The organism is Rhodothalassium salexigens DSM 2132 (assembly GCF_004341375.1).
In the GTDB taxonomy this organism is placed as follows: Bacteria; Pseudomonadota; Alphaproteobacteria; order Sphingomonadales; family Rhodothalassiaceae; genus Rhodothalassium; species Rhodothalassium salexigens.
Map to the genome: position 1 here is coordinate 275,267 of NZ_SLXO01000003.1, position 25,371 is coordinate 300,637.

Genomic DNA, 25,371 nt, shown 5'->3' on the forward strand with positions numbered 1-25,371 from the left:
GGCCCGGCTCGGTCCAATCCAGCCAGTCCAGCCCCGGCCCGAAACCCGCAAACCGAAGGTCCAAGCCCGGAACCGCGCGCCATGATCACCCGCTTCGCCCCCAGCCCCACCGGTCGGTTGCACCTGGGCCACGCCTATTCGGCGCTTTTGGCCCATGACCGGGCGCGCGCCGCCGGCGGCACCTTCCTGCTGCGCATCGAGGATATCGACACCGGCCGCTGTCGGCCGGCGTTCGTCGAGGGGATCTTCGACGATCTGGCGTGGCTCGGCCTGTCCTGGCCCGAGCCGGTGTGGCGCCAGTCTGCGCGGCTGGCGGTCTATGGCGACGCCCTCGAAGCCTTGAAGGCGCGCGAGCTGGTCTATCCCTGTTTCTGCACGCGCGCCGAGATCGCGGCCGAGGTGGCGCGCGCCGCCTCGGCTCCGCATGGGCCCGAAGGCGCGCTCTATCCCGGCACCTGCCGCGCGCTGGGCCGGGCCGAGCGCGCCGCGCGCCTGGCCCGCGGCGATGCCCATGCCTGGCGTCTCGACCTGGGCCGGGCGCGGGCGACGCTCGACGGGCCGCTTTATTGGCACGACGCCGAGGCCGGGCGGGTCCGGGCGACGCCCGAGGCGCTGGGCGACGTGGTGCTGGCGCGCAAGGATGTGGCCACCAGTTATCACCTGTCGGTGACCGTCGACGACGCGGCCCAGGGCGTCAGCCACATCGTGCGCGGGCGGGATCTGTTCCACGCCACCCATGTGCACCGGCTGTTGCAGGCGCTCTTGGACCTGCCGGTGCCGGCCTATGAGCACCACCCGTTGATCCTGGGCGACGACGGCCGGCGGCTGGCCAAGCGCGACCGGTCGATGACCCTGGCGGCGCTGCGCGACGCCGGTGTGGCGCCCGGCGATATCCGGGCACGCCTGGGGCTCGCCCCGCCGGCGGGTGGCGCGGATTGAGACCCGGGCGCACCGCATCGGCGCCGCCCCGCCCGGGGCGACGCCGGCGCGGTCAGAGTGCGGCGCTCACCACCTGTTCGATCTTGGCCGGCGGGTGGTTGGTCAGGTCCTTGTCGATCTCGGCGATCAGCCGGCTTTTGACCTCGCTGTGCAGGGTTTCGCGCAGGCGGCCGAGCAGGCGCGGCGGGGCGACCAGGATCAGCTTGTCGGCCTCGCCGCCATGGACGCGTTTGTACAGCAGGTCGGCCACCTGGTCGGCGAAGCGGTCCTCCTCGATCTGGTGGAAGTCGGTGGTCTCCACCGCGCTGCGGCCGACGCCGCCGTCGTTCAGCCGCCCGGGGCCGTCGGTGGCGTGGTCGCGGTTGGCGGGATTGTCCTGCTCCTGCTTGTGGATGACCTGAAGGTTGGGGTATTCGGCGTCGCCTTCATTGTGCAGGATCAGCAGCTTCGATCCATCGGCGACCACCACCAGGGCATTGTGCGGAATGGCCATCAAGGCGCTCCTTCTTATGTTTGACCCATGCCTTTCACCTTGCCCCGAGGCGGGCCGCAATCAAGGGGCGGCGTCGGTCATGGGCGGTGAAAGATGACCCGTTTCAAGCTGACGCTGGAATATGACGGCCGCCCTTATGTGGGCTGGCAGCGCCAGGACAATGGCCCGTCGGTGCAGGCGGCGCTGGAGGCAGCCCTCGCCGCCTTCAACGGCGCGCCGGTGGCGACCGTGGCGGCCGGGCGCACCGATGCCGGCGTGCACGCGCGCGGCCAGGTGGCCCACGCCGACATTACCAAGGATATGACCGGCTATCGGGTGATGATGGCCGCCAACCACCATCTGCGCCGCGCCGGCGAGGCGGTGGCGGTGCTCGCCGCCGAGCCGGTCGCCGACGATTTCTCGGCCCGGTTCGACGCCCTCGGACGGTCCTACACCTATCGCATCGTCAACCGGCCGGCGCCGCTGACCGTCGACCGCGGGCTCGCCTGGCAAGTGCCCCAGCCGCTCGACGCCGCCGCCATGCACGCCGCCGCCCAAGTGCTGGTGGGCCGCCACGACTTCACCACCTTCCGCGCCGCCCAGTGCCAGGCCGCCTCGCCGGTCAAGACGCTCGACCGGCTGGACGTGGAGCGCCAGGGCGAGACGATCCTGATCCACGCCGCCGCGCGCAGCTTTCTGCACCATCAGGTGCGTTCCATGGTCGGGTGTTTGGCGCTGGTCGGGCGCGGCCACTGGACGGCGGATGACCTGCGCGCCGCGCTCGACGCATGCGACCGCCGGGCGCTCGGCTACAACGCCCCGCCCGACGGCCTCACCTTCATGGCCGTGCGTTATCCGGCCGAGCCGGAGCGCTCGTCGCTGCTGGCCTGAACCCGGTCGTCGCGGGCGCCCACGGCCCGCCGGGTGGCGGTCAACAGGTCCGGCCGGTGCGCCCAGACCAGGCAGAACAGCCAGCCGATGGGCTGCCAACCGGCGACCACATTGACGAACGCCAACAATGCCAGTTGCGGGTGGCGCCGGCGGGCGGCGAGCAGGCTCGGCATGATCATCACGATGAACACGATGGTGGCGTGCAACAACCGCTCGCCCGGGTCTTCCGAGACGCCGTAGCCGGCCAGGTCGACGATCCGCAGCACGAGCCGGTCGGCGCCCGAGACCGAGAAGAAGATCGCCGCCAGCGCCACCGGGCAGACGAAGCCCAGCAGGTTGAGCCACGCCTTGTAGAGCCGGTCCGAAATGCCGGTGACTTCGCTGCGCACCGCCTCGGGGTTCATGAACCAGGCGACGAACACCGCGATGCCCAGACCGCCCAGGGGCATCATCACATTGTTGGTGATGAAGTCGATATTGTCGAGCACGGTGCCGCGCCAGAAGGTGACGTCCGACCAGACGTTGAACGACATCACCGAGCCGATGCCCACCAGATAGATCGCCAGTCCGCCCCAGACCGCCGCCTTGGCCCGGGCGATGCCGCGCTTTTCTTCAAGCCACGACACGGTCGGCTCCAGAAGCGAGATCGCCGAGGTCAGCGCGGCGATCGACAGCAGCAGGAAGAACGCGCCGCCGACGATGACGCCGCCGGGCATTTCGGCGAACGCCAGCGGCAGGGTGATGAATACCAGGCCGGGGCCGGCATTGGCTTCGAGCCCGTACTGAAACACCAGCGGGAAGATCGCCAGGCCGGCCAGGATCGCCACGGCGGTGTCGGCCGCAGCGATGATGAACGCCGAGCGCGGCAGCGAATAGTCGCGCGGCACATAGGCGCCATAGGTCATGATCGCGCCGAGCGCCAAGGACAATGAGAAGAACGCCTGGCCCAGCGCCTGGAGGATATTGTCGGTGGTCAGGTCGGACAGCCGCGGCTGGAACAGAAACTGAAGCGCCTTCCCCGCCTCGCCGACGCTCAGCGAATAGATCACCATGCCCACCAGCAGGACGAACAGGGCCGGCATCAGATAGGTGACCGCCTGTTCCAGGCCGCCCTTGATGCCGCGCGCGACGATGAACACGGTCAGCACCATGAACAGCGTGTGCCAGCCGAACACGATCGCGAAGCTGCCGCCGATATCGTCGGTGAAGTGCTTGACCGACGCCTCGGGCGTCAGGTCGCCGAGCCGGCCGGTGACGGTTTCGACCATATAGCTGAGCGAAAACCCGGCGATCACCGAATAGAAGCTGAGCACGAAGAAGGCGCCGATGACCCCGATCCAGCCGAGCCAGGCCCAGCTTTTGTGCCGCTGCGAGCCGGCGGCCACCGTCTCGGCGGCGATCGGCGGGGCGGCGTGGCCGCGCCGGCCGACCAGCAATTCGGCGATCATCACCGGCAGGCCGATGGCGAACACGAACACCAGATAGATCAGCACGAAGGCGCCGCCGCCGCCGGCTCCCACCTCGTAAGGGAACTTCCAGACATTCCCCAGACCGACCGCGGACCCGACCGCCGCTAGAATGAACGCCGTTCGCGACGACCATGTCTTCTCCGGGGAACCAGCGGCACCGGCCATGGGCATTTCCTCCTGGGTGATTTGTTATGTTTGGTAGGGCGTCGAGACGGTAGCGTCCCGTTTCAGGCTGGGCAATGGTCGAGCGCAGCGAAACGCGGTGTCTTTCGTTGGTTGGGCAATCTTGTTGCGGGTGCTGACACAGCTCCTGGCGCGGCGGGGCATCAATCCGTTCGCCGCGCGGTCAGGCTGCCATGGTCGGGGCTGCCATGGTCGGGGCCGGTTTTGAGCGATGGTTGGTCGGTGGTCGGCGGTTGTGGCACCCGGCCGCCTGGCGTCATCGGGCCCGGGGGGTCAGCGACGCGACCCGCCGGTCTTGGCGGTTTTGGGCACCAGCCGGTCATAGGCGGCGCGCACGGCGTGAAAGCGTTCGCGCGCCGTGGCGTCGCCGGGGTTGCGGTCGGGGTGATATTGCTTGGCCAGGCGACGGAATTGCGCCTTGATCTCGTCGGTCGAGGCGCCGGGGTCCAGGTCGAGCGCATCATACGCCGCGCGGTCGGCGCGGCTGACGCCGTCGGTCTCGGCGCCGCCCCAGCCGTCGGACCAGGGGTTGGCACGGGCATAGCCAGAGGCCGAGCCATCGGCCTCGTCGGTGAACCGCCGTGCGTCCTCTTCCGAGACGCTGCGGAAGAAGTCCCAGTTGCGGTTGTATTCAGCCGCGTGGGTCTCGCAGAAATGCCAGCGCTCGTTGGAGAAGGGCGACTTGCGGGCCGGATGGTCGCCGCGTTCGGTGCAGCCCTCGGCGTCGCACTGCTGCACCGTGGCGGCGTCCTGGTCGCGGCCATAGCCGCCCCAGCGCGGGAACCCGAAATCGCTTTTCGCACGTGTGCGCGCCATGTCACCTCCGCCCTCGCGTCGCTCGGCGGTCGGGCCGCCGGGGCCGAACCATGATGGCCCCGACGGCGGGCTGGAACAAGGTTCGAGTGGCCGGTGCGCCCGCGTTATTCCGCAGCGGGGCGTTGGCCCTTGGTGGGCCCGGCGGCGCGCACGGCGTCGTCCACATGGGCTTCGAACACGGCGAAATTGTCGGCGAAGCGCGCGACCAGGTCGGCCGCCTTGGCGTCATAGGCTGCGGGGTCGGCCCAGGTGGCGCGCGGGTCGAGCAGCCGATCCTCGACGCCCGGCGCACGGGTCGGTACGTCGAAGCCGAAATGCGGGTCGCGGCGCATCGGCGCCTTGTCCAATTCGCCGTTGAGGGCGGCGGCGAGCAGCGCGCGGGTCGCCTGGATCGGCATGCGTGTGCCGGTGCCATAGGCGCCGCCGGTCCAGCCGGTATTGATCAGCCAGCAACTGACCCCGGCCTTGGCGATGCGGTCGCGCAGCAGGTTGCCATAGACGGAGGGATGGCGCGGCATGAACGGCGCGCCGAAGCAGGTGGAGAAGGTGGCGGTGGGTTCCTTCACGCCGACCTCGGTACCGGCCACCTTGGCGGTGTAGCCGGACAGAAAGTGGTACATGGCCTGCGCCGGGCTCAGCCGCGCAACCGGCGGCAGCACGCCGAACGCGTCCGCGGTCAGCATGATCACCGTGCTGGGCTCGCCGCCGCGGTTGGCGTCGCAGTGATTGTCGATGAAATCGACGGGATAGGCGCCGCGGCTGTTCTCGGCCAGGCTTGGGTCGTCCAGGTCGAGCGTGCGCCCTTCGGGCTCCATGACGACGTTTTCCAGCACCGTGCCGAAGCGTTTGGTGGTGGCGTAGATCTGCGGCTCGGCCTCGGCGCTCAGGCGGATCATCTTGGCGTAGCAGCCGCCTTCGAAGTTGAACACGCCGTCGTCGGACCAGCCATGCTCGTCGTCGCCGATCAACTGGCGCGCGGGGTCGGCCGACAGCGTGGTCTTGCCGGTCCCCGACAGGCCGAAGAAAATCGCCACGTCGCCGCGCGCGCCGATATTGGCCGAACAGTGCATGGGCATGACGCCTTGGGCCGGCAGCAGGAAATTGAGGATCGAGAACACCGATTTCTTGATCTCGCCGGCATAGCGGGTGCCGCCGATCAGCACCAGGCGGCGCTCGAAATCGACCGCGATCACGGTGTCGGACCGGGTGCCGTCGCGGGCCGGGTCGGCGGTGAAGCCGGGCGCGTCGATGACCGTGAAATCGGGCACGAATTGGGCCAGCTCTGCCACCTCGGGGCGGATCAACATGGTGCGCGCGAACAGCGAGTGCCAGGCCAGTTCGGTGATCACCCGCACGCCGATGCGATAACCGCGGTCGCTGCCGCCCCACAGGTCCTGGACGAACACCTCGCGCTCGCCCAGATAGGCCAACATGCGGCGATAGAGGCCGTCGAAGGCGTCGGGCGACATTGCCTGATTGACCGGCCCCCACCACACGGCGTCGCGGCTGGCGGCGTTGTCGACGATGTACTTGTCCTTGGCCGAGCGGCCGGTGTGGCGCCCGGTGGTCACCACCAGCGGCCCGTCGGCGGCCAATTGAGCCTCGCCGCGCGCCAGGGCGGCCTCGTAAAGCGGCGCCGTGGTCAGGTTCCAGTGGGCGGCCTTGGGCGTCAGCGGCAGGGTCGACAGGTCGTGGCGGCTCTTGCGCTCGGGGCTATGGGGCAACGGCTCTCTCCAGGTCGATCTGATCTGCCGGCCTCGCCCGTGGGTGGGATCTGTGGCCGGTCGAGGGCAAGGGGCGACCGCGCGGGGCGCCAGCCAGTTCAGGCGGTCGCCGGGCCGATGCAGCGCTCCGGGCCGACGGCCGGAGCAGGCGGTCGTAGTGCCAAGGCCTCACGATCATAGGTCAGTGTTGCTGGCGCAGGCTTACCACTCGAGTCCACAAAATCAAGGTCCAGGCCGGACCGACGACCGGTCCATGGCGTCTGTCGACTGCGTCCGGGCGTTGCGCGCACGGGTCTTTCGTCCTACTTTTGCGATCCGCATTTGTGCGCATCCGCCTCAAAATGGGCATGTTTCCTGCCAACGGTTGCCGTGGCCTTTCCGCAACCCGGACGCGGGCTCAACACGCCTTGCCGCCATCACGAACGGGATTTGGTATGACCGACACGATCGCCTTGGTGGACGATGACCGCAACATCCTGACCTCCGTGACCGTCGCGTTGGAGACCGAGGGTTTCCGGGTGCGGACCTATCCCGACGGCGAGAAGGCGTTGCAGGCGTTGACCGCGCGGCCCGCCGATTTGGCCGTGCTCGATATCAAGATGCCGCGCATGGACGGCGTCGAGGTATTGCGCCGGCTGCGTGAGACCACCGACATGCCGGTAATCTTCCTGACGTCGAAGGGCGACGAGGTGGACGAATTGCTCGGCCTCAAAATGGGCGCCGACGACTATATCGGCAAACCCTTCTCCCAGCGTTTGTTGATCGAACGGATCCGCGCCGTGCTGCGCCGGTCGCGCGCCCGCGACGGTGCGGCGGCCGACAATACCGACGAGGAACAGGAAATGCGGCGCGGTCAGCTGGTGCTTGACCCCGCCCGCCATAAGGTCACATGGAAGGAGGCGGACGTGGTGCTCACGGTTACCGAGTTCCTGATTCTGCAAACGCTCGCCCAGCGGCCCGGCCATGTGAAAAGCCGCGACCAACTGATGGATGCCGCCTATTCCGACGATATCTACGTGGACGACCGCACCATCGACAGCCACATCAAGCGGTTGCGCAAGAAATTCCGGGGCGTGGACCCGGACTTCGCGGCGATCGAGACGCTTTATGGAGTGGGCTACCGCTATAACGAAGACTGACGCGCGGGCGGGGCGACGGGCGCCGGGGGCCCGGCAGACGCTATACGACCCACGACGGGGCGCGCGATGAGCTGGCGGCGGGCCCCGGTGCCGGCGCCGCTTTTGGCCCCGCTTTTGATGGCGCGCCTGCGCTGGCTGCCGATTTCGCCGCTGACCTTGCGCATCCTGGCGGTCAATGTGTTGGCGCTGGCGATGCTGCTTGGCGGCGTGCTCTACCTCAACCAATTCCAGGACAAGATGATCGACCGGCGCATCGAGGCGCTGGCCGTGCGCGCCGAGATCCTGGCCGGGGCGATCGCCGAATCGGCCAGTGGTGGACCGGAAGCGGCGGCGGTGGACCCGACGGTGGCGCGCACGGTGATCGCCCGGCTGGTCGGGCCGACCCGGCACGAGGCGCGGCTATTCGCCATGACCGGCGAGATGATCGCCGACAGCCGGTTCCTGGGGCCGGGTAGCGGCGTGCGCGCCAACCCGCTGCCGCCGCTCGACCGGCCGCCGGATCTGGCGCAACGGTTCCGCAGCGCCGTCGACGGCGTGCTCGACGCGGTGCTGCCGGACCGCAACGCGCCGCCGTTTCCCACCGGGCTTGCCGTGCGCGCGGAAGACCTGACCGAGGTGACCGCCGCCCTCGAAGGCGATGCGGCGCGCAGCGTCCGGCGCATGGAGGACGGCACGCTGATGCTGTCGGTGGCGGTGCCGGTGCAGCGCTTCCGGCGCGTTCTCGGTGCCTTGCTGTTGTCGTCGGACACCCGCGATATCGAAACGGCGGTGCGCGACGAACAGATGCTGATCCTCTTGGTGTTCGGTGCCACGCTGGCGGTGACGCTGTTGCTGACCCTGTTCCTGGCCGGCACCATTGCGCGGCCGATCCGGCAACTGGCGGTGGCCGCCGAGCGGGTGCGCGGGGCCATCGGGCGCGAGGCGCGGATGCCCGAGTTTCCGCGCCGGCGCGACGAAATCGGCGAACTGGCCCGGTCGCTCGCCGCGATGACCGAGGCGCTGCACACCCAGTTGGACCGGGTCGAGGCGTTCGCCGCCGACGTGGCGCACGAGCTCAAGAACCCGCTGAGCTCGCTGCGCAGCGCCGTCGACTCGCTGCAACGCACCGATGACCCGGCGATCAAGCAGCGCCTTTATGACGTCATCCAGTCGGACGTGCGCCGGCTCGACCGGCTGATTTCGGACATCTCCGAAGCCTCGCGGCTCGACGCCGCCCTGAGCCGCGGCGATCTGGAGCCGGTGGACCTGGCCGGGCTGGCCGCCGCCACGGTGGACAGCTACCGCACCAGCGGCCGGGTCGATGATCAGACCCTGACGGTCACGGTGCCCGAGACCGGCGCGGTCACCGTGGCCGGCGTGCCCGACCGGCTGGCGCAATTGCTGTGCAATCTGATCGACAATGCGCTGTCGTTCACGCCGGCGGGCGGCGCGGTGCGTGTCGCGGTGTCGGGCGGGCGCCGGACCGCCCGGCTGACGGTCGAGGATGACGGCCCGGGTTTGCCCGTCGGGGCCGAGGAGAAGATCTTCAGCCGCTTCTATTCCGAACGGCCCTCGGACGAGGCTTTCGGCACCCATTCGGGTCTCGGCCTGTCGATCTGTCAGCAGGTGGTGGCGGCCCATGGTGGCACCATCCGCGCCGAGACGATCCGCGATGGCGACGGCAGCGGGGGCGGAAGCGGCGCTGGGGCGGCGCGGGGCGCGCGCTTCGAGGTGCTGTTGCCGCGTGCCGGGCGCGCCGGGCCATGACCGCGGCGGGGAAGGGGACGGCTCGGGCCCGGGCAGCGGTACACGGCACCGTGGTCGCCTGGCCGCCCGGTGGCGGCGTGCTGATCCTGGGGCCGTCGGGCGCCGGCAAGTCGGACCTGGCGTTGCGGCTGATTGACCGGGGCGCGCGTCTGGTCGGCGACGATTACATCCATTTGTTCGCCAGCGGTCCGGGGCTCTACGCCAGCGCGCCGGCGCCGTTGGCCGGTCTGCTGGAGGTCCGTGGCCTGGGTCTGGTCCGTCAGCGCTATCTGCCCCAGGCGCGGATTGCCCTGGTGGTTCACCTGGCCGCGCGCGAAACCGTCGAACGGATGCCGCGAATGCGCTATAAATTCTTGCGCGGCGTGCGCTTGCCCGTCATGTCGGTGGACCCGTGGGATCAGACCGCGGCGCCGAAGGTGGAACAAGCCTATCGCCGCTTCGGTGCGACCCGACGGCTGGGTTTGGCCGTCCCATCGCCAACGCCAACCAGGACGAGGTCATGACTGAGACCGATCTCCCTTCGCGGCCGCCGGTACCGGTCGTGCTGGTCACCGGCTTGTCGGGTGCGGGTAAGAGTACCGGGCTCAAGGCGCTGGAAGACCTGGGCTATGACGTGGTCGACAATCTCTCCATCGCGTTGGTGCCGAGCTTGATCGATCTGGCCCGAACCGACGCCGAGGCCGGCGCGCCGCAGCCGATGGCGGTCGGGCTCGACAGTCGCACGCGCGACTTCTCCACCGAACGGGTGGCGGCGCAGATCGACGTTTTGCGCGCGCGCGACGACGTGGATCTGAGCGTGGTGTTCTTCGATTGCGACGACGCCACCCTGGCGCGACGGTATTCCGAGACCCGGCGGCCGCATCCGATGGCCCATGACCGACCGATCCGCGACGGCGTCCAGCGCGAGCGGACCATGTTGGCGCCGATACGGGCGGTCGCCGATCTGGTGCTCGACACCACCGACCAGACCAGCCGGGCGACCCGGCAACGCATGGAATTGATGTTCAAGCCGGCGCCGGGGCCGGGGCTCATGGTGATGGTCATGTCGTTCGCGTTCAAACGCGGCGTGCCGCGCGACGCCGATCTGGTGTTTGACGTGCGCTTTCTGCGCAACCCCCATTACGACGACCGGCTGCGCGAACGCACCGGGCTCGAGGACGAGGTCGCGGCTTATGTCCAGGCCGACCGGCACTATCGGCCGTTCATGGACAAGCTGACCGACCTGGTGTCGTTTCTGTTGCCGCAGTACATGGCCGAAGGAAAACACTATCTGACCCTGGCCATTGGGTGCACCGGCGGCCAGCATCGCTCGGTGGCGATCAGCGAGGCGCTCGCCCGGGACTTGCGCCAGGCCGGTCATGCGGTTCAGATCATGCACAGGGAATTGGTCGACGCTGGCCGCGAGCGCGTCTCGGCGCCGGCCCAGCCCTGAACGAGATCGATGGCGGCCCGGCTTGACAGCGCCGGCGCCTGCCCAGCCCTTCGATTCAAAGGGAGACGGCCTGAATGATTGGTATGGTCCTGGTGACGCATGGCCGCCTGGCAGACGAATTCGTCGCCGCCACGGAACATGTGGTCGGCCCGCAGGAGCGCATGGCGGCGATCTGCATTGGCTCGGACGACGACATGGAAGAACGCCGTGAAGACATCGTCGCCGCCGCCAAGGCGGTCGATGACGGCGACGGTGTGATCATCCTGACCGACATGTTCGGCGGGACACCGTCCAATCTGGCGATTTCGTTGCTGGAAAAGGGCAAGCTCGAGGTGATCGCCGGGATCAACCTGCCGATGCTGATCAAGCTGGTCAGCGTGCGCGCCGACCTGCCGATGGACGACGCGGTCACCCAGGCACGCGAGGCCGGGCGCAAATACATCAATGTGGCCAGCCACGTGCTGTCGGGCGAGGCCGGCGACCCGTGACCGACCGCTGTGTGACGTTGTGCAACGAACGGGGCTTGCACGCTCGGGCGTCGGCCAAATTCGTCCGGCTGGCCGGAGAATTCGACGCCGAGGTGACCGTCGACAAAGCCGGCCAGAGCGTTGTCGGGACCTCGATCATGGGCTTGATGCTGCTGGCGGCGGCCTGCGGCGAGGCGATCCGCATCCGCGCCGAGGGCCCCGAGGCCGAGGCCGCGGTGGCGGCGCTCGCCGATCTGGTGGGGCGGGGCTTCGACGAATGAGACCGGCGGCCTGCACCATGGTCATGGTGGTGCAAAGCCCCGGTGTGCAAGGCGTCAAAGGGCGCAACATCAACACATAAAGATATCTTTATATCGCCCTTGTGAGGACCGGCGGGTACTGTTATAAGCCGCCCACGTGTTCACCGATTGGCCGGCGTCAGGCCGTTTTTGTCCAATAAGGAGCGATTGTATGAGCGACTACAAAGTTAAAGATATCAGCCAGGCGAAGTATGGCCGCCACGAGATCGAGATTGCCGAAACCGAAATGCCGGGTCTGATGGCGCTGCGCGAGGAATACGGCAAGTCGAAGCCGCTCAAGGGGGCGCGCATCGCCGGCTGCCTGCACATGACCATTCAGACCGCCGTGCTGATCGAGACGCTGGACGCGCTGGGTGCCGAGATCCGTTGGTCGTCGTGCAACATCTTCTCGACCCAGGACCATGCCGCCGCGGCGATCGCCGAGCGCGGCATTCCGGTGTTCGCCTGGAAGGGCGAGACGGAAGAAGAGTATGAGTGGTGCATCAAGCAGACGATCGAGGGGAAGGACGGCTGGCGTCCGAACATGATCCTCGACGATGGCGGCGACCTGACCGCGGCCATGCACAACGATTATCCCGACCTGATGAAAGACATCCGGGGCATTTCCGAAGAGACCACCACCGGCGTGCTGCGTCTCTATGAAATGGCCAAGAAGGGCACGCTCGGCTGCCCCGCCATCAACGTCAACGACAGCGTCACCAAGTCGAAGTTCGACAATCTCTATGGCTGCCGCGAGAGCCTGGTGGACGGCCTGAAGCGCGCCACCGACGTGATGATGGCCGGCAAGATCGCCGTCGTCGCTGGCTTTGGCGATGTGGGCAAGGGCTCGGCCGAATCGCTGCGCAGCCAGGGTGCGCGCGTGGTGGTCACCGAGATCGACCCGATCTGTGCGCTGCAAGCCGCCATGGAAGGCTATGAAGTCAAGACCATGGAAGAGATGGCGCCCAAGGCCGACATCTTCGTCACCGCGACCGGCAATAAGGACGTGATCACCGTCGATCACATGCGCGAGATGAAAGACCGGGCCATCGTCTGCAACATCGGGCACTTCGACAACGAGATTCAGGTCGAGGGTCTGCGCAACTACAAGTGGACCAACATCAAGCCGCAAGTGGATCAGATCGAGTTCCCCGACGGCAAGAAGCTGATCATGCTGGCCGAAGGCCGCCTGGTGAACCTGGGTTGTGCCACCGGCCACCCGAGCTTCGTGATGTCGGCCAGTTTCACCAACCAGGTGCTGGCGCAGATCGAACTGTGGAACAATCACGACAAGTACGAGCGTCAGGTCTATGTGCTGCCCAAGCACCTGGACGAGAAGGTCGCCGCGTTGCACCTGGAAAAGCTCGGCGTCAATCTGACCAAGCTGACCAGCGACCAAGCCGCCTATATCGGCGTCGAAGACGGTGGCCCGTTCAAATCGGACATGTATCGCTACTGATCGCTACATTGCGATTTACGCGCTTGTGCCCCGCCGGTTCCGCCGGCGGGGTTTTTTTGTCCGACAACGTGATCGCGTTGTTGTCAGCCCCGGTCGCGCGGCCTATCCGTTGGGCGCCGGGTGGCGCACCGGGGCAAGCGGTGCCCACACCGGGTTTGGGGCGTTCAAGGCCGCGCGACGATCAAATGGTGCGTTTCCACCCCATTGATTTGCGTGTGTTTTCTTGGGCAGTTTGTCATCGGGGAACAGGCGCGGTTGCGGGCGTGGGCACGGCAATAGGGGGCAGCAAGGGTGAACGGGACGATGGTGGCGATAGGCGCGATCCCATGGGGGGCGTCCGGTCACGCGCCGCTGTCGGTCCTGCTTGTCTCGGTCGGCTGTGTCGCGGTGATCGCCGCGTTGGTGTCGATTCGTCGACGCCGGGTGGCGCGCCGCCGCAAGGCGATGGACGCGGTCAAGCTGGACATGGTGCTGACCGCGCTCGACGCCAATCGCGCCGCCTTCGTGATCGCCGATTCCTGGGGCCGGCTGATCGACACCGGCGGCGACCTGACCCGCCTGTTGGGCCGCACCGAGCCGTTGTCCGAAGTGGATGCGATCGGCGCGGCTTTGGTCGCTGAGGCGCGCCCGGCGTTCGCCGAGCATCTGACGGCATTGGTCGACCGGGGCAAACCGTTTTGGCGCCGCTACGCCATGGCCGATGGCGAGCGCAGCCTGGACGTGCGCGGCCGCCGTTTGGCCGGAACGCCGAACACTGGGCCGTTTCTGGCGCTGTGGTTGCGCGATGTGACCGACGAGGCGCTTTGGGAGCAGGAGAACCGGGACCTCGTTGATCGTTTGCAGCAGGAGCGCGATCGGCTGCGCGCGCTGATGGACACCGCCGAATGCCCTATGTGGATGCGCGACCGGGACCTGCGTCTTACGTTCGTCAATCAAGCCTATGCCGACGCGGTCAACGCCGATGACGCCGATCAGGTGATCGCCCGCCAGGTGGAGTTGGTCAGCGACAGTGCCCGCAGCCCCGGCACCCGCGACGCCGCGGCAAGGGCGCGCGACCTGGCCACCCGCGTGGTCGAGACCCACGCGCTGGTGGTCCACGGCGAACGGCGCCATTTCGAGATGCAGCAGGTGCCGATGACCGGACAGGACGAGGCCGCGATCGCCGGCGCCGCCATCGACGTGACCGCCCGCGCGGCGGTGGAGGCGGATCTGGCCCGGCACCTGCGCAGCCAGTCCGAGACGCTGGATAATCTGTCGACGCCGGTCGCGCTGTTCGGCCCCGATCGGCACCTGGCGTTCTGCAACAGCGGGTTCGCCCAACAGACCGGGCTCGACGCGGCGTTTCTGGAGGCCAAGCCGGACCATGAACAGGTGCTCGAAGCCATGCGGGTGCGCCGGCGCGTGCCCGAACAGGCGGATTTCGCCGCCTGGAAGCTGGAGCGCCTGGACCATTACAAGACTCTGTGCGAGCCCCTGGAAGAGATCTGGCACCTGCCCGATGAGACCACCTTGCGCGTGGTCACCCAGCCGCACCCCTCGGGCGGCCTGTTGTGGGTGATGGAGGACATCACCGACCGGTTGGCCTTGCAGCGCTCCTACAACACCCAATTGGCCGTCCAGCGTGAGACCTTCAACAATTTGAGCGAGGGGATCATGGTGCTCGGCTCGGACGGCCGGGTCAAACTGCACAACCCCGCGTTCGATAAGCTGTGGGCGCTGGATACGGTCTATATGGACACCCAGCCCCATGTGAGCGACCTGTTGGACACGCTGCGCGGCCTTTTGGACACCGACGAAGCCGAGTGGCTGGAAGAGCGCGATATCTGGTTGAGCCGGCTGCTGTCGCGCGAGTTTCAAACCGGGCGCATGGTGCGGGCCGACCAGCGTGTGGTCGACTGGGCGTTCGTGCCGCTGCCCGACGGCCGGTTGCTCTGTTCCAACGTGGACGTGACCGATACGGTGGAGATTCAGCGGGCGCTGCGCGAGCGCAATGAGGCGTTGGAGACCGCCGACCGGCTCAAGTCCGAGTTCGTCGCCAATATCTCCTATGAGCTGCGCACGCCGCTCAACTCGATCATCGGCTTTACCGAGTTGTTGCAGGAACAGGTGTTTGGTCCGCTGAACACGCGCCAGGGCGAGTATCTCAAATATATCGGCGATTCGGCCGATCGGCTTAGGCTGCTGATCGACGATATCCTGGATCTGGCGGTGATCGAGGCGGGCGGACTGGAGTTGTCGGTCAGGCGCTTCCCCGTGGGCGAGTTGCTCGACAACATGACCGACCTGGCCACCGAACAAAGCCGCAAGACCGACAAGCGTTTCCGGCTGGACTATGACCGTGACGGCATCGGCCATATGGATGCCGACCGCAGACGGTTGTTGCAGTGCCTGTACAACATGGTCACCAACGCGCTGGCGTTCACCGAACCGGGCGGCACCGTGGTGTTGTCGGCGCGTCGCGAACCGGCCGACGACGCCCCTGACGGGCGCGAGGCGGTGGTCTTCGCCGTGCACGATTTCAGCCCCGCGCTGTCGGACCAGGATCTGGAAAAGATGATCGCCGGCATGATGACCAGCGTCAGCGTGGCCGGCGAGGGCAAGGCCTCGGGTCTGGGCTTGTCGCTGGTGCGCAATCTGGTCGACATGCACCACGGCACCTTGTTCGTCGAACGGACCGCCGACAATCGTACCGCCCTTGTCTGCCGCCTGCCTGCAACCCTGGATCTCGACCAGTTGGCGGTCGCGTCGCCGCTGGCGACGGCGGTCGCCGACAGGGCTGGCCAATCGGTCGGGGGAGCCGCCAAGCCATGACGTCGCCGGCTGGCTCGCGCCACCTCAGCCGCGGCTGCTGCCTGCCCGATGCCATGGCGACCGAGCGGGCCGGCGCGTCGCTTGGCCGGGCCGTGGCGACCGCGTTGGACCGGGCCATGGCCCTGGAGGGGGCGGCTGGGCCCAGTGCGGTGATCGGCCTGACCGGGCCGCTCGGCGCCGGCAAGACCTGCTTCGCCCGGGCGTTCGTGCGCGCTTATCTCGGCGACCCCGGCGCCGAGGTGCCAAGCCCCACCTTCACCCTGGTCCAGCACTATGAGCCGCCGGCGCCCAGCGGTCGGCCGCCGCTGTGGCACGCCGACCTTTACCGCCTGGGCGACCCGGACGAGATCCACGAGTTGGACCTGCTCGGCGCGGGCGAGGCGGCGGTGGTGCTGGTCGAATGGCCGGACCGGGCCGGGCCCTATTGGCCGGACGACGCGGTCGAGGTGGCGCTCGCCATCGCCGCCGACGACAGCCGGACCCTGACGCTGAGCGCGCCGCCGGCCTGGACCGCGCTGCTGGAGGCATTGCCGTGACCGACAACCCCGTCGACGCGCCACGCATCGCCCTGCTCGATCGGTTTCTGCATGGCCAGGGCTGGGCGGCGGCGGCGCGTGCGCCGATCGCCGGCGACGCCAGCTTCCGCCGCTATTGGCGCCTGACCGACGGCGCGGGCGGCCGGGTCATCGTCATGGACGCGCCGCCGGATCGCGAAGACACCCGGCCGTTCGCTGCGCTCGCCGGCCATCTGACCGACCAAGGCTTGAGCGCGCCGCGCGTGCTGGCCACCGACCATGACAATGGCTTTCTCTTGTTGGAAGACCTGGGCGACGACACCTTCACCCGCGTGCTGGCCGCAGCGCCCGGGCGCGAGGCGGCCCTTTACGAGGCGGCGGTGGACACGCTGGTGGCGCTGGGCCGGGCGCCGGCGCCCGAGGCCTTGCCGGTCCCGGGCGACGGCGGCCACCGGCTCGGCGCCTATGACCGCGCGGCGCTGCTCAGCGAGGCGGCGTTGATGACCGATTGGTACCTGCCCGAACTGGGCCACGGTCCCGACCCGGCCAGCGCACGCGCCGACTTGGCCGGGCTTCTGGCGCCGCTCATGCCCGCCATGGTCGCCGCCCGGCCGGTCTTGGTGTTGCGCGACTATCATGTGGACAATCTGATGTGGTTGCCCGACCGCGCGGCACCGGCGGGGGTCGGGCTGCTGGACTTTCAGGACGCGCTTCTGGGCCACCCGGCCTATGACCTGGTGTCGCTGTTGCAGGACGTGCGCCGGCCGATCCCGGCCGATCTGGAAGAGCGCTTGCTGGCGCGCTACATCGCGGCGAGCGGCGAGGACCCGGCGGCGTTTCGTTTGGCCTATCGGCTGCTCGGCGTGCAGCGCAACCTGAAGATCGCGGGCATCTTCACCCGCCTATGGCGACGCGACGCCAAGCCGGTCTATCTGCCGCTGATCCCGCGCGCCTGGGCGCTGGTCGCGCGCAACCTTGCCGGGCCCGAGACCGCCGCGTTAGAAGCGTGGCTCGATCGGGTTGTGCCACCCGATCGGCGTTCCCGTCCCTTTGTTCCGGATAGTGCCCATGGTGTCCGCCCCTAGCCCCGCCCCGACCGCTGCCCAAAGCGCCGCCCCCGGCGCTTCTCCCGGCACTGCCCCAAGTGCTGCTGGGCCGCGGGCGACAGAGACCGTCGCCACCACCCGCCCGCGCGAGTTGCGCCCGTCCTTGCGGGTCAAGGTGCCGCCCCGCGCCATGGTGCTGGCCGCCGGGCTCGGCCGGCGCATGCTGCCGCTGACCGAAACCACGCCCAAGCCGCTGGTCGAGGTGGCCGGCCGGCCGTTGATCGACCGCAGCCTCGACCGGCTGGGCGAGGCGGGCGTCAAGCAGGCGGTGGTCAATGTCCACCACCATGCGGGCAAGCTTGAAAAGCATCTGGCCCGGCGCAAGGGCCGGCCCGAGGTGATCGTCTCGGACGAGCGCAAGCAATTGCTCGACAGCGGCGGCGGGGTCGCCCACGCGCTCGACCACTTCAAGGGCAAGCCGTTCTGGGTGGTCAATGGCGACATCGTGTGGCTCGACGGCCTCAACAACACCTTCAAGCTGGTGGCCAATTATTGGGACAAGGGCCGCATGGACGCGCTCTTGCTGATCGTCGCTGCGGTCTCGGCCCATGGCTATCGCGGCCAGGGCGATTTCGACATGGACGCCGACGGCCGGCTCAAGCGCAAGGCCGAACGGACCATCACGCCGTTCGTCTATGGCGGCATCGCGATCCTGTCGCCCAAGCTGTTCAAGGGCATCGACGACCGGGTGTTTTCACTCAACCGGGTGTTCGACCGGGCCGAGGCGCACGGCCGCCTCTATGGCGTGATGCACGAGGGGCGCTGGGCCCATGTGGGCACCCCCGACGCGATCGTCGAGGCCGAACGCCGGCTGTTCGCCTGACCGGCCCCGGCGGCGAGCCGCCGCTCATGGGCCGCTGCCCGATGAGGTGTCGCCGATGAGCCACGCTGCGCCCGCCGTCTATACCATCCCCACCGGCGCGGGTTTTCTCGACACGCTGGCCGCCGGGCTGCTGCGCGAGGCCGGCGGCGATCCGCTGGCGCTTGCCGCCATGACCGTGCTGGTGCCCAACCGGCGCGCGGTGCGCGGCCTGCGCGAGGCGTTGCTGCGCGCCGGCGGCGGCCGGCCCATGGTGCTGCCGGCCATGCGCCCGGTGGGCGATGTGGACGAAGACGCGCTCGGCTTCGATGCCGCCGTCGCCGACGCCGCGCTCGACCTGGCCCCGGCGATCGAGCCGACGCGCCGGTTGATCCTGCTGTCGCGGTTGGTCGAGCGTTGGCGTGCCCGCGACGCGGCCGCCGGCGCCCGGACCGAAAACGGCGGCGGTGCGGTGGCGCCGGCGCAAGCGGTGGACCTGGCGCGCGACCTGGCCGGGCTGATCGACGCGCTGCACACCGAAGGCATCGACGCCGGCGCGTTCAAGCATCTGGTGCCCGAGGCCTATGCCAGCCATTGGCAGGTGACGCTGCGGTTTCTCGACCTGGTGACCGAGTTGTGGCCCGCGCTGTTGGCGGCGGAAGGCGCGCTCGACCCCGCCGCCCGGCGCGACCGGCTGGTGCGCGCGCTGGCCGACGCCTGGCGCGCCGCGCCGCCCGAAGGCCCGGTGATCGCCGCGGGCTCCACCGGCACCGTGCCGGCGACCGCCGACTTGCTGGGGGTGGTCGCGCGGCTGCCCCGGGGGCGGGTGGTGCTGCCGGGCTTCGACGCCGCCATGGACCGCGACAGTTGGGACGCCATCGACCCACAGCGCCACCCCGCCGCCGCGCTGCACCCGCAGGCCGCCATGCGCCAGTTGCTCGACCGGCTGGGCGTCGACCGCGCCGAGGTGCGGCCTTGGCCGCTCGACCCGGCGGCCGAGGCGCGCGCCCGCGCGGTCGCCGGGCGGGTCGAGATGCTGCGCGAGGCGCTGCGCCCGGCCGAGACGGTGGCCGCCTGGGGCCGGGTGGCGCCCGGTGACGCCGCCGACCCGTTGCCCGGGCTCAGCCGCGTCGACCTGCCCACCCTGCGCGCCGAGGCGGCCTATATCGCGCTCGCCCTGCGCGAGGCGTTGGAGACGCCGGGCAAGACCGCCGCGCTGGTCACGCCCGACCGGCGGCTCGGGCGCATGGTGGCGGCCGAATTGCGCCGCTGGTCGGTGACGATCGACGATTCGGCCGGCGAGCCCTTGGGCGCCACCGTGCCGGGTGTGTTCCTGCGCCTGCTGGTGGATGCGGCGGCCGGCGGTTTCCGCCCGGTGGCGCTGTTGTCGCTGTTGAAGCATCCCCTGGCCGCCGGCGGCATGGCGCCGGCGCGCTGCCGGGCGTTGGCGCGTGCGCTCGACGCCCGGGTGCTGCGCGGACCGCGTCCGGTGGCCGGGCTCGCCGCCGTTACCCGGCTGGTCGAGCGCGGCGACCTCGACGACCGCATCCGCGCCGACTGGGCGCGGGTGGCGGCGATCCTGGCGCCGCTCGAAGCGCTGTTGGCGCGCGGCTCGGTGGCACTGGCGGACCTGGTGGCGACCCATGTGCGGGTTGCCGAGGCGCTGGCCGCCAGCGATGCCGAGCCCGGCGCCGAGCGGCTTTATGTGGGCGAGGCGGGCCATGTGGCCGCCGACGCGCTGGCGCGGATCGGCGCGGCGGCGGATGCGCTCGAACCGCTCGCCGGCGACCGCTACCCGGCCTTGTTCACCGCCCTGATCGCCGACGCCACGGTGCGTCCGCGCTTCGGCCGCCACCCGCGGCTGTCGGTCTGGGGGCCCATCGAGGCGCGCTTGCAGCAGGCCGACCTGATGATTCTGGGCGGGCTCAACGAAGGCTCGTGGCCGCCCGACCCGGGCCACGACCCCTGGATGAGCCGGCCGATGCGCCACGATCTGGGGCTGCCGGCGCTCGACCGGCGGGTCGGCCAGTCGGCGCACGATTTCGTCGAGGCCGCCGCCGCGCCCGAGGTGGTGCTGACCCGGGCCGAGAAGGTCGACGGCGCGCCCACGGTGCCGAGCCGCTGGCTGGTGCGCCTGGACGCCATGCTCGGCGGGCTGCCGACCGGCGACGCCCGGCGCCGCGCCTGGCTCGACGCGCTCGACCGGCCGGCCGCCGTCGTCCCGCTCGACCCGCCGCGCCCGACGCCGCCGCCCGCCGCCCGGCCGGCCACCCTGTCGGTGACCCAGGTGGAGACCTGGATGCGCGACCCTTATGCGCTCTACGCCCGCAAGGTGTTGGATCTGGCGCCACTCGACGCCCTGGAGGCCGACCCGCAGGCGTCCGACCGGGGCGTGTTCATGCATGCCGGGCTTGAAGCCTATTTCGCCGGCGTCGGCCCCGACTGGCCCGACGACGCGGCCGCCGGCCTGATCGAGGCAGGGTGGCGGGCGCTCGACGCCCAGGGGCTCGCCGACCGGCCGGCGGTGGTGCAGTTCTGGTGGCCGCGCTATTGCCAGGTGGCGCGCTGGATCGACGCCGAGGAACGCCGCCGCCGGGCGGCCGGCCACGCGCCGCTGGTGATCGAGCGCATGGTGGCCCGCGAGGTGCTGCCCGGTTTCACGCTCAAGGCCAAGGCCGACCGGGTCGACCGGCTGGCCGACGGGCGGCTGGCGATCATCGACTACAAGACCGGCACGCCGCCGACCGACCCGCAACTGGCCGCCGGCTTCGCGCCGCAATTGCCGCTCGAAGGCTGGCTCGCCCAACTGGGCGCCTTCGGCGGCGTCGACGAGGTGGGCGAACTGGCATTCTGGCATGTGCGCGGCGGCGACCCGGCGGTGGCGGTCAAGACGGTCAAGAAGCCCGACGAGCGCATCGCTCAGGCGCGCGAGGGGCTGGCCCAACTGGTCGCCGCGTTCCGCGACCCGGCGATGCCCTACCTGTCGCAGCCCCGGCCCGACCGGGCGCGCGGCCACGATTACGACCATCTGGCCCGGGTCAAGGAATGGCAGGACCGGCTCGACAGCCAGGAGGACGCCCCATGAGCGCGCTGACGCCCGAACAGGCGCGTGCCGCCGATCCCGCCGCCAGCGTCTTCGTCTCGGCCTCGGCGGGCACCGGCAAGACCCATGTGCTGACCACCCGGCTGGTGCGGCTGTTGCTGGCCGGCACGCCGCCCGGCCGCATCCTGTGCCTGACCTTCACCAAGGCCGGGGCGGCCGAGATGAAGGACCGGCTTTACAAGGAACTGGGCCAGTGGACCCGGCTCGACGATGCCGGGCTGGCGGCGCGCCTGGCCAAGGCGGTGGGCGCGCCGCCCTCGCCCGACGAGATGGCGCGCGCCCGGCGCCTGTTCGCCGAGGTGATCGACCTGCCCGGCGGCTTCCAGGTCCAGACCATCCACAGCTTCTGCCAGTCGCTTTTGGGGCGCTTCCCGCTCGAAGCCGGCATGGTGCCGCGTTTCGCGCTGATGGACGACGCCGAGGCCGAGGAACTGCGCGCCGCCGCCACCCAGCGGGTGCTCGAAAGTGCCGGCGTCGACCCGCTCCTGGCCCATGCGCTCGACCATATCGCCACCGGCGAGAGCGAGTTCACCTTCTCGGGCCTGATCGACAGCCTGTTGTTCGAGCGCGCCGCCCTGCAACGGCTGTTCCGAACCTACGCGGATGACCGGGCGCTGGCCGCCGCCTTGCGCCGGGTCACCGAGGCCGACGAGGTTGCCAGCGAAACCGCGCTGATCGCTGACGGGCTGGCGCGCATCGGCACCGCCGACCTGACCGCCCTGGCGGCGATTTTCGCCCGCGGCGCGAAGACCGATCAGGCGCGCGGTGCAGCACTCGCCGCCGCCCTGGGGCCGGCGGACGCGGGCGCTGCCGGTGATGCCGGCGGGGACCCGGCGGCGTGCCTGGCGGCGCTTGACGCGGCGCTGCTGACCAGCACCGGCGAGCCGCGCAAGACCTTGCTCAGCAAGGGTGCCGCGGGCGCCCGGCCGGACGCCGAGGCGATCGCCGAGCGGGTCTGTCAGGGGCTGTTGGTGCTGCACGACCGGCTCAAGCGGTGGCGCACCCAGGCCAATAGTGAGGCGCTGTTGCGCGTCGGCCGGGCGATCCTGGCGGCCTATGAGGCGGACAAGGCGCGCGCCGGCCGGGTCGACTATGACGACCTGATCTTCAACACCGAGGCGCTGCTGACCCGCCCCGGTGTGGCGCCGTGGATTCTCTACAAGCTCGACGGCGGCATCGACCATATCCTGATCGACGAGGCGCAGGACACCAACCCCGAGCAATGGGGCGTGGTCGCCGCCCTGTGGGCCGAGTTTTTCGCCGGCGACGGTGCGGCCGACCGGGTGCGCACGGTGTTCGCGGTCGGCGACGAAAAGCAGTCGATCTTCGGCTTTCAACGCGCCGACCCCGAAGAATTCGACCGTGCGCGGTGTCAGGTGGCGCAACTGGCCCGCGACGGCGGCTATCGCTATGACCAGGTGCCCATGGACCGGTCGTTCCGCTCGGTCGACGCGGTGCTGGCGCTGGTCGACCGGGTGTTCGCGGGCGAGGCCGGGGTGGGGCTGTCCCATGTGGACGGTGTCATCCGCCACCGGGTCCACCGCGCCGGCCAGGCCGGCCGGGTCGAGTTGTGGCCGCTGATCCCCAAGCCCAAGGCCGAGCGCGCCGAAAGCTGGGAGACGCCCACCGACCAGCGCGCCGGCGTCGACGCCGAGGCGCGGCTGGCCGACCGTATCGCGCGCTGGGTGGCCGAGGCGGTGGCGGGTGGCGACCTGCTCGAAGGCCGTGGCCGAACGCTTCGTTACGGCGACGTGATGGTTCTGGTGCGCCGGCGCACCGGCTTCGTCGACCATCTGGTGCGCGCTTGTCGCGCCCATGGCGTGCCCATGGCCGGCGTCGACCGGTTCCGCCTGACCGAGCCCCTGGCGGTGCAGGACCTGATGGCGGCGGGGCGGGTGGCGTTGCTGGCCGACGACGACCTGACCCTGGCGGCGTTTCTCAAATCGCCGTTCGTGGGGTTGTCGGAAGCGGCCTTGTTCGACCTGGCCTATGACCGGGGCGGGGAGAGCCTGGCCGCTCGGCTCGGCGCGCGCGCGGGCGAGCCCGCCTTTGCCGAGGCCGCCGCAACGGTGGCGCGGTTGCGCGCCCGGGCGGATGCCCTGCGCCCTTATGAGTTCTTCACCGCGTTGCTGGCCGGCGACAGCGGGCGGCGGGCGCTGCGCGGCCGGCTGGGCCATGAGGTGGACGAGGCCATCGACGAGTTCCTGGCCCGCGCGCAGGAGGACGAACGCCGCCATCCGCCGTCGCTCGAAGGTTTTTTGCACCGGCTGGCCGCTACCGATACCGAGCTCAAGCGCGAAAGCGACGCCGGGCGCGACGAGGTGCGGGTGCTGACCGTCCACGGCTCCAAGGGCTTGCAGGCGCCGGTGGTGTTCCTGCCCGACACCACCGCCGAGCCGCGCGCCGACGACCGCTTGCTGGCGGTGGTACCGCCGGCGCCCGGCGCCGATGTGCCGCTGGTGGTCTGGCCCGGCCGGCGCGACAATGAGGTGGGCCGGGTCGCCGAGCGGCGCGCGGCGCTGGCCGCCAAGGCCGATCTGGACTATCGCCGGCTGCTCTATGTGGCGCTGACGCGGGCCGAGGATCGGCTCTATGTTGCCGGCTGGCAGCCGCGCCCCGGCGCCGAACCGGGCCCGACCAGTTGGTATGCGCGCGTCCGCTCGGCTCTCGCCGGTCTGGATGGGGTGGCCGAGACCGAAGACGGGCGGCTGGTCTATCGCACCGTGCAGCGCAGCCCGGCGCCCACCGCGCCGCCGGCCGCGCCCGCTGCCGCCGCCGCGCCGCCGGCGCCGGCCTGGCTGCACGCCCCGGCGCCCGACGAGCCGGCGCCGTCGCGGCCGTTGATGCCGTCGCGCCCGGCTGATGAGGAACCGGCCGCCGCCAGCCCGCTCGACCGGGCGGGCGAGGCGGTCTATCGGCGCGGCCAGTTGATCCACCGGTGCCTGGAGTTGGTGCCGGAACTGCCGGTGGCGGCGCGCGCGGCCGCCGCCCGGGCCTATCTGAGCCAGCCGGCGCACGGGCTTGACGCCGCCACCGTCGACGCCTGGTGGGCCGAGATCGAAGCCGTGCTCGACGACCCGGCGTTCGCGCCGCTGTTCGGCCCCGGCAGCCGCGCCGAGGTGGCGGTGGCGGGGGTGGTCGATGGCCAGACCATCGCCGGCCGGGTCGACCGGCTGGCGGTGCTCGACCGGCGGGTGCTGGTGGCCGATTTCAAGACCAACCGGCCGCCGCCCACCGACCCGCGCGACGTGCCGGTCGCCTATCGCCGGCAGTTGATGCAGTATGCGGCGGCGTTGGCCAGGGTGTTCCCCGACCGGCGCATCGAACCGGTGCTGGTCTGGACCGTGGGGCCGCGGCTGATGCCGCTCGAACCGCTGGAGCCGGCGGGCTCGCCCGATCTGTTCAACCTGCCGTGACAAGAAAAGCGGACCGTTTGTCTCGACTTTTCCGGGCGCGTGCTTGACGCTCGGGCATAGCGCTTCTACCTACTGGAACCATGTGCCGCACGACCGGGTCGGACGGCGGTCCGGCTTGCCGCGCCCGACCGCCGGTGCCCGCGCCTGACCGCCGGTACCCGTGCCTAACCCCGGTGCCCGTGCTTATTCGAGGAAAGGACCCTCCCCATGGCGACCACCCAGACCAGCGATGCCAGTTTCGAACAAGACGTCTTGAAGTCGGACAAGCCGGTGCTTGTGGATTTCTGGGCCGAATGGTGCGGCCCGTGCAAGCAACTGGGCCCGATTCTGGAAGACTTGGCGGCCGAGCGTTCGGACATCACCGTCACCAAGCTGAACATCGACGACAACCCGCAAAAGCCGGTGGAATTCGGCGTGCGCGGCATTCCCACCATCATGCTGTTCAAGGACGGCCAGTTGCAGGCGACCAAGGTGGGGCTGATGCCCAAGGGCGACCTCAACAAGTGGATCGACGACGCCATCGCCTGATCGGCTAGGCTTTTTTAAGCCGTAATCCGTATCGTTTGGCGGGCCCGCAGGCGCGCC

At 69.9% G+C, this 25,371-nt stretch carries 20 protein-coding genes; 16 read left to right on the forward strand and 4 right to left on the reverse strand.

Features of this window, described 5'->3' with window-relative positions; genetic code table 11:
• The first annotated feature begins 81 nt into the window (after positions 1 to 81).
• Positions 82 to 939 carry a tRNA glutamyl-Q(34) synthetase GluQRS gene (gene gluQRS / locus EV659_RS05880; RefSeq protein ID WP_132707917.1) on the forward strand — a complete coding sequence of 286 codons (858 nt, stop codon included), beginning with the start codon at positions 82 to 84 and terminating at the stop codon, positions 937 to 939.
• A gap of 52 nt (positions 940 to 991) precedes the next feature.
• Here gluQRS and EV659_RS05885 read toward each other — a convergent pair whose 3' ends face one another.
• Positions 992 to 1,432, reverse strand: coding sequence for a host attachment family protein (locus tag EV659_RS05885; RefSeq protein WP_132707918.1), 441 nt, complete (start codon positions 1,430 to 1,432; stop codon positions 992 to 994).
• Between the two features lie 93 nt (positions 1,433 to 1,525).
• On the opposite strand from EV659_RS05885, the gene truA reads away from it, so the two are divergent.
• Complete coding sequence (gene truA, locus EV659_RS05890; protein ID WP_132707919.1) at positions 1,526 to 2,302, forward strand: tRNA pseudouridine(38-40) synthase TruA; 777 nt, start codon at positions 1,526 to 1,528, stop codon at positions 2,300 to 2,302.
• Here truA and EV659_RS05895 read toward each other — a convergent pair.
• From EV659_RS05895 to EV659_RS05905, 3 genes are all read right to left on the reverse strand, one after another.
• Positions 2,263 to 3,936: a sodium-dependent transporter gene (locus EV659_RS05895; RefSeq protein ID WP_200287644.1), complete on the reverse strand. Its 1,674-nt coding sequence runs from the start codon at positions 3,934 to 3,936 to the stop codon at positions 2,263 to 2,265. The genes truA and EV659_RS05895 overlap by 40 nt on opposite strands.
• Before the next feature lie 291 nt (positions 3,937 to 4,227).
• On the reverse strand, positions 4,228 to 4,770 hold the full coding sequence (locus EV659_RS05900) for a J domain-containing protein (RefSeq protein WP_132707921.1): 543 nt from the start codon (positions 4,768 to 4,770) through the stop codon (positions 4,228 to 4,230).
• A gap of 104 nt (positions 4,771 to 4,874) precedes the next feature.
• Complete coding sequence (locus EV659_RS05905) at positions 4,875 to 6,458, reverse strand: phosphoenolpyruvate carboxykinase (protein WP_132708050.1); 1,584 nt, start codon at positions 6,456 to 6,458, stop codon at positions 4,875 to 4,877.
• 470 nt (positions 6,459 to 6,928) lie between these two features.
• Here EV659_RS05905 and EV659_RS05910 point away from each other — a divergent pair, with 470 nt between their 5' ends.
• From EV659_RS05910 to trxA, 14 genes are all read left to right on the forward strand, one after another.
• Positions 6,929 to 7,633 carry a response regulator transcription factor gene (locus EV659_RS05910; RefSeq protein ID WP_132707922.1) on the forward strand — a complete coding sequence of 235 codons (705 nt, stop codon included), beginning with the start codon at positions 6,929 to 6,931 and terminating at the stop codon, positions 7,631 to 7,633.
• 66 nt (positions 7,634 to 7,699) lie between these two features.
• The gene (locus EV659_RS05915; RefSeq protein WP_132707923.1) at positions 7,700 to 9,379 is read left to right on the forward strand and encodes a stimulus-sensing domain-containing protein; all 1,680 of its coding nucleotides are present in this window, start codon (positions 7,700 to 7,702) and stop codon (positions 9,377 to 9,379) included.
• Positions 9,376 to 9,882, forward strand: a complete 507-nt coding sequence (locus tag EV659_RS05920; RefSeq protein WP_132707924.1) for an HPr kinase/phosphorylase — start codon at positions 9,376 to 9,378, stop codon at positions 9,880 to 9,882. The genes EV659_RS05915 and EV659_RS05920 overlap by 4 nt, the downstream gene beginning before the upstream one ends.
• Positions 9,879 to 10,811 carry an RNase adapter RapZ gene (rapZ, locus tag EV659_RS05925; protein WP_132707925.1) on the forward strand — a complete coding sequence of 311 codons (933 nt, stop codon included), beginning with the start codon at positions 9,879 to 9,881 and terminating at the stop codon, positions 10,809 to 10,811. The genes EV659_RS05920 and rapZ overlap by 4 nt, the downstream gene beginning before the upstream one ends.
• Positions 10,812 to 10,885: 74 nt before the next feature.
• Entirely contained in the window at positions 10,886 to 11,299 is a 414-nt protein-coding gene (locus EV659_RS05930) for a PTS sugar transporter subunit IIA (protein ID WP_132707926.1), read from the forward strand.
• Positions 11,296 to 11,559 (forward strand): HPr family phosphocarrier protein, encoded by a 264-nt coding sequence (locus EV659_RS05935; protein ID WP_132707927.1) that lies wholly within the window; start codon positions 11,296 to 11,298, stop codon positions 11,557 to 11,559. Before EV659_RS05930 ends, EV659_RS05935 begins: the two co-directional genes overlap by 4 nt.
• A 190-nt stretch (positions 11,560 to 11,749) precedes the next feature.
• A complete protein-coding gene (ahcY, locus tag EV659_RS05940) occupies positions 11,750 to 13,036 on the forward strand; it encodes an adenosylhomocysteinase (RefSeq protein WP_132707928.1) in 1,287 nt (428 codons plus the stop codon).
• A 303-nt stretch (positions 13,037 to 13,339) separates the two neighbouring features.
• Positions 13,340 to 15,847, forward strand: a complete 2,508-nt coding sequence (locus EV659_RS05945; RefSeq protein ID WP_132707929.1) for a PAS domain-containing sensor histidine kinase — start codon at positions 13,340 to 13,342, stop codon at positions 15,845 to 15,847.
• Positions 15,844 to 16,383: a tRNA (adenosine(37)-N6)-threonylcarbamoyltransferase complex ATPase subunit type 1 TsaE gene (gene tsaE / locus EV659_RS05950; RefSeq protein ID WP_200287639.1), complete on the forward strand. Its 540-nt coding sequence runs from the start codon at positions 15,844 to 15,846 to the stop codon at positions 16,381 to 16,383. The genes EV659_RS05945 and tsaE overlap by 4 nt, the downstream gene beginning before the upstream one ends.
• Complete coding sequence (locus EV659_RS05955; protein ID WP_200287630.1) at positions 16,380 to 17,447, forward strand: aminoglycoside phosphotransferase family protein; 1,068 nt, start codon at positions 16,380 to 16,382, stop codon at positions 17,445 to 17,447. Before tsaE ends, EV659_RS05955 begins: the two co-directional genes overlap by 4 nt.
• Positions 17,431 to 18,291: a nucleotidyltransferase family protein gene (locus EV659_RS05960; RefSeq protein WP_207894060.1), complete on the forward strand. Its 861-nt coding sequence runs from the start codon at positions 17,431 to 17,433 to the stop codon at positions 18,289 to 18,291. Before EV659_RS05955 ends, EV659_RS05960 begins: the two co-directional genes overlap by 17 nt.
• Positions 18,292 to 18,346: 55 nt before the next feature.
• Positions 18,347 to 21,352 (forward strand): double-strand break repair protein AddB, encoded by a 3,006-nt coding sequence (addB, locus tag EV659_RS05965; protein WP_132707930.1) that lies wholly within the window; start codon positions 18,347 to 18,349, stop codon positions 21,350 to 21,352.
• Complete coding sequence (addA, locus tag EV659_RS05970) at positions 21,349 to 24,786, forward strand: double-strand break repair helicase AddA (RefSeq protein ID WP_165878753.1); 3,438 nt, start codon at positions 21,349 to 21,351, stop codon at positions 24,784 to 24,786. Before addB ends, addA begins: the two co-directional genes overlap by 4 nt.
• Before the next feature lie 207 nt (positions 24,787 to 24,993).
• Complete coding sequence (gene trxA, locus EV659_RS05975; RefSeq protein ID WP_132707932.1) at positions 24,994 to 25,314, forward strand: thioredoxin; 321 nt, start codon at positions 24,994 to 24,996, stop codon at positions 25,312 to 25,314.
• Positions 25,315 to 25,371 lie beyond the last annotated feature (57 nt).

Excerpts from the sequence above, each read along its gene's own strand:
- gluQRS (WP_132707917.1), top strand. The coding sequence starts at position 82 with ATGATCACCCGCTTCGCCCCCAGCCCCACCGGTCGGTTGCACCTGGGC.
- EV659_RS05885 (WP_132707918.1), bottom strand. The coding sequence starts at position 1,432 with ATGGCCATTCCGCACAATGCCCTGGTGGTGGTCGCCGATGGATCGAAG.
- truA (WP_132707919.1), top strand. The coding sequence starts at position 1,526 with ATGACCCGTTTCAAGCTGACGCTGGAATATGACGGCCGCCCTTATGTG.
- EV659_RS05895 (WP_200287644.1), bottom strand. The coding sequence starts at position 3,936 with ATGGCCGGTGCCGCTGGTTCCCCGGAGAAGACATGGTCGTCGCGAACG.
- EV659_RS05900 (WP_132707921.1), bottom strand. The coding sequence starts at position 4,770 with ATGGCGCGCACACGTGCGAAAAGCGATTTCGGGTTCCCGCGCTGGGGC.
- EV659_RS05910 (WP_132707922.1), top strand. The coding sequence starts at position 6,929 with ATGACCGACACGATCGCCTTGGTGGACGATGACCGCAACATCCTGACC.
- EV659_RS05915 (WP_132707923.1), top strand. The coding sequence starts at position 7,700 with ATGAGCTGGCGGCGGGCCCCGGTGCCGGCGCCGCTTTTGGCCCCGCTT.
- EV659_RS05920 (WP_132707924.1), top strand. The coding sequence starts at position 9,376 with ATGACCGCGGCGGGGAAGGGGACGGCTCGGGCCCGGGCAGCGGTACAC.
- rapZ (WP_132707925.1), top strand. The coding sequence starts at position 9,879 with ATGACTGAGACCGATCTCCCTTCGCGGCCGCCGGTACCGGTCGTGCTG.
- EV659_RS05930 (WP_132707926.1), top strand. The coding sequence starts at position 10,886 with ATGATTGGTATGGTCCTGGTGACGCATGGCCGCCTGGCAGACGAATTC.
- ahcY (WP_132707928.1), top strand. The coding sequence starts at position 11,750 with ATGAGCGACTACAAAGTTAAAGATATCAGCCAGGCGAAGTATGGCCGC.
- EV659_RS05945 (WP_132707929.1), top strand. The coding sequence starts at position 13,340 with ATGGTGGCGATAGGCGCGATCCCATGGGGGGCGTCCGGTCACGCGCCG.
- tsaE (WP_200287639.1), top strand. The coding sequence starts at position 15,844 with ATGACGTCGCCGGCTGGCTCGCGCCACCTCAGCCGCGGCTGCTGCCTG.
- EV659_RS05960 (WP_207894060.1), top strand. The coding sequence starts at position 17,431 with ATGGTGTCCGCCCCTAGCCCCGCCCCGACCGCTGCCCAAAGCGCCGCC.
- addB (WP_132707930.1), top strand. The coding sequence starts at position 18,347 with ATGAGCCACGCTGCGCCCGCCGTCTATACCATCCCCACCGGCGCGGGT.
- addA (WP_165878753.1), top strand. The coding sequence starts at position 21,349 with ATGAGCGCGCTGACGCCCGAACAGGCGCGTGCCGCCGATCCCGCCGCC.
- trxA (WP_132707932.1), top strand. The coding sequence starts at position 24,994 with ATGGCGACCACCCAGACCAGCGATGCCAGTTTCGAACAAGACGTCTTG.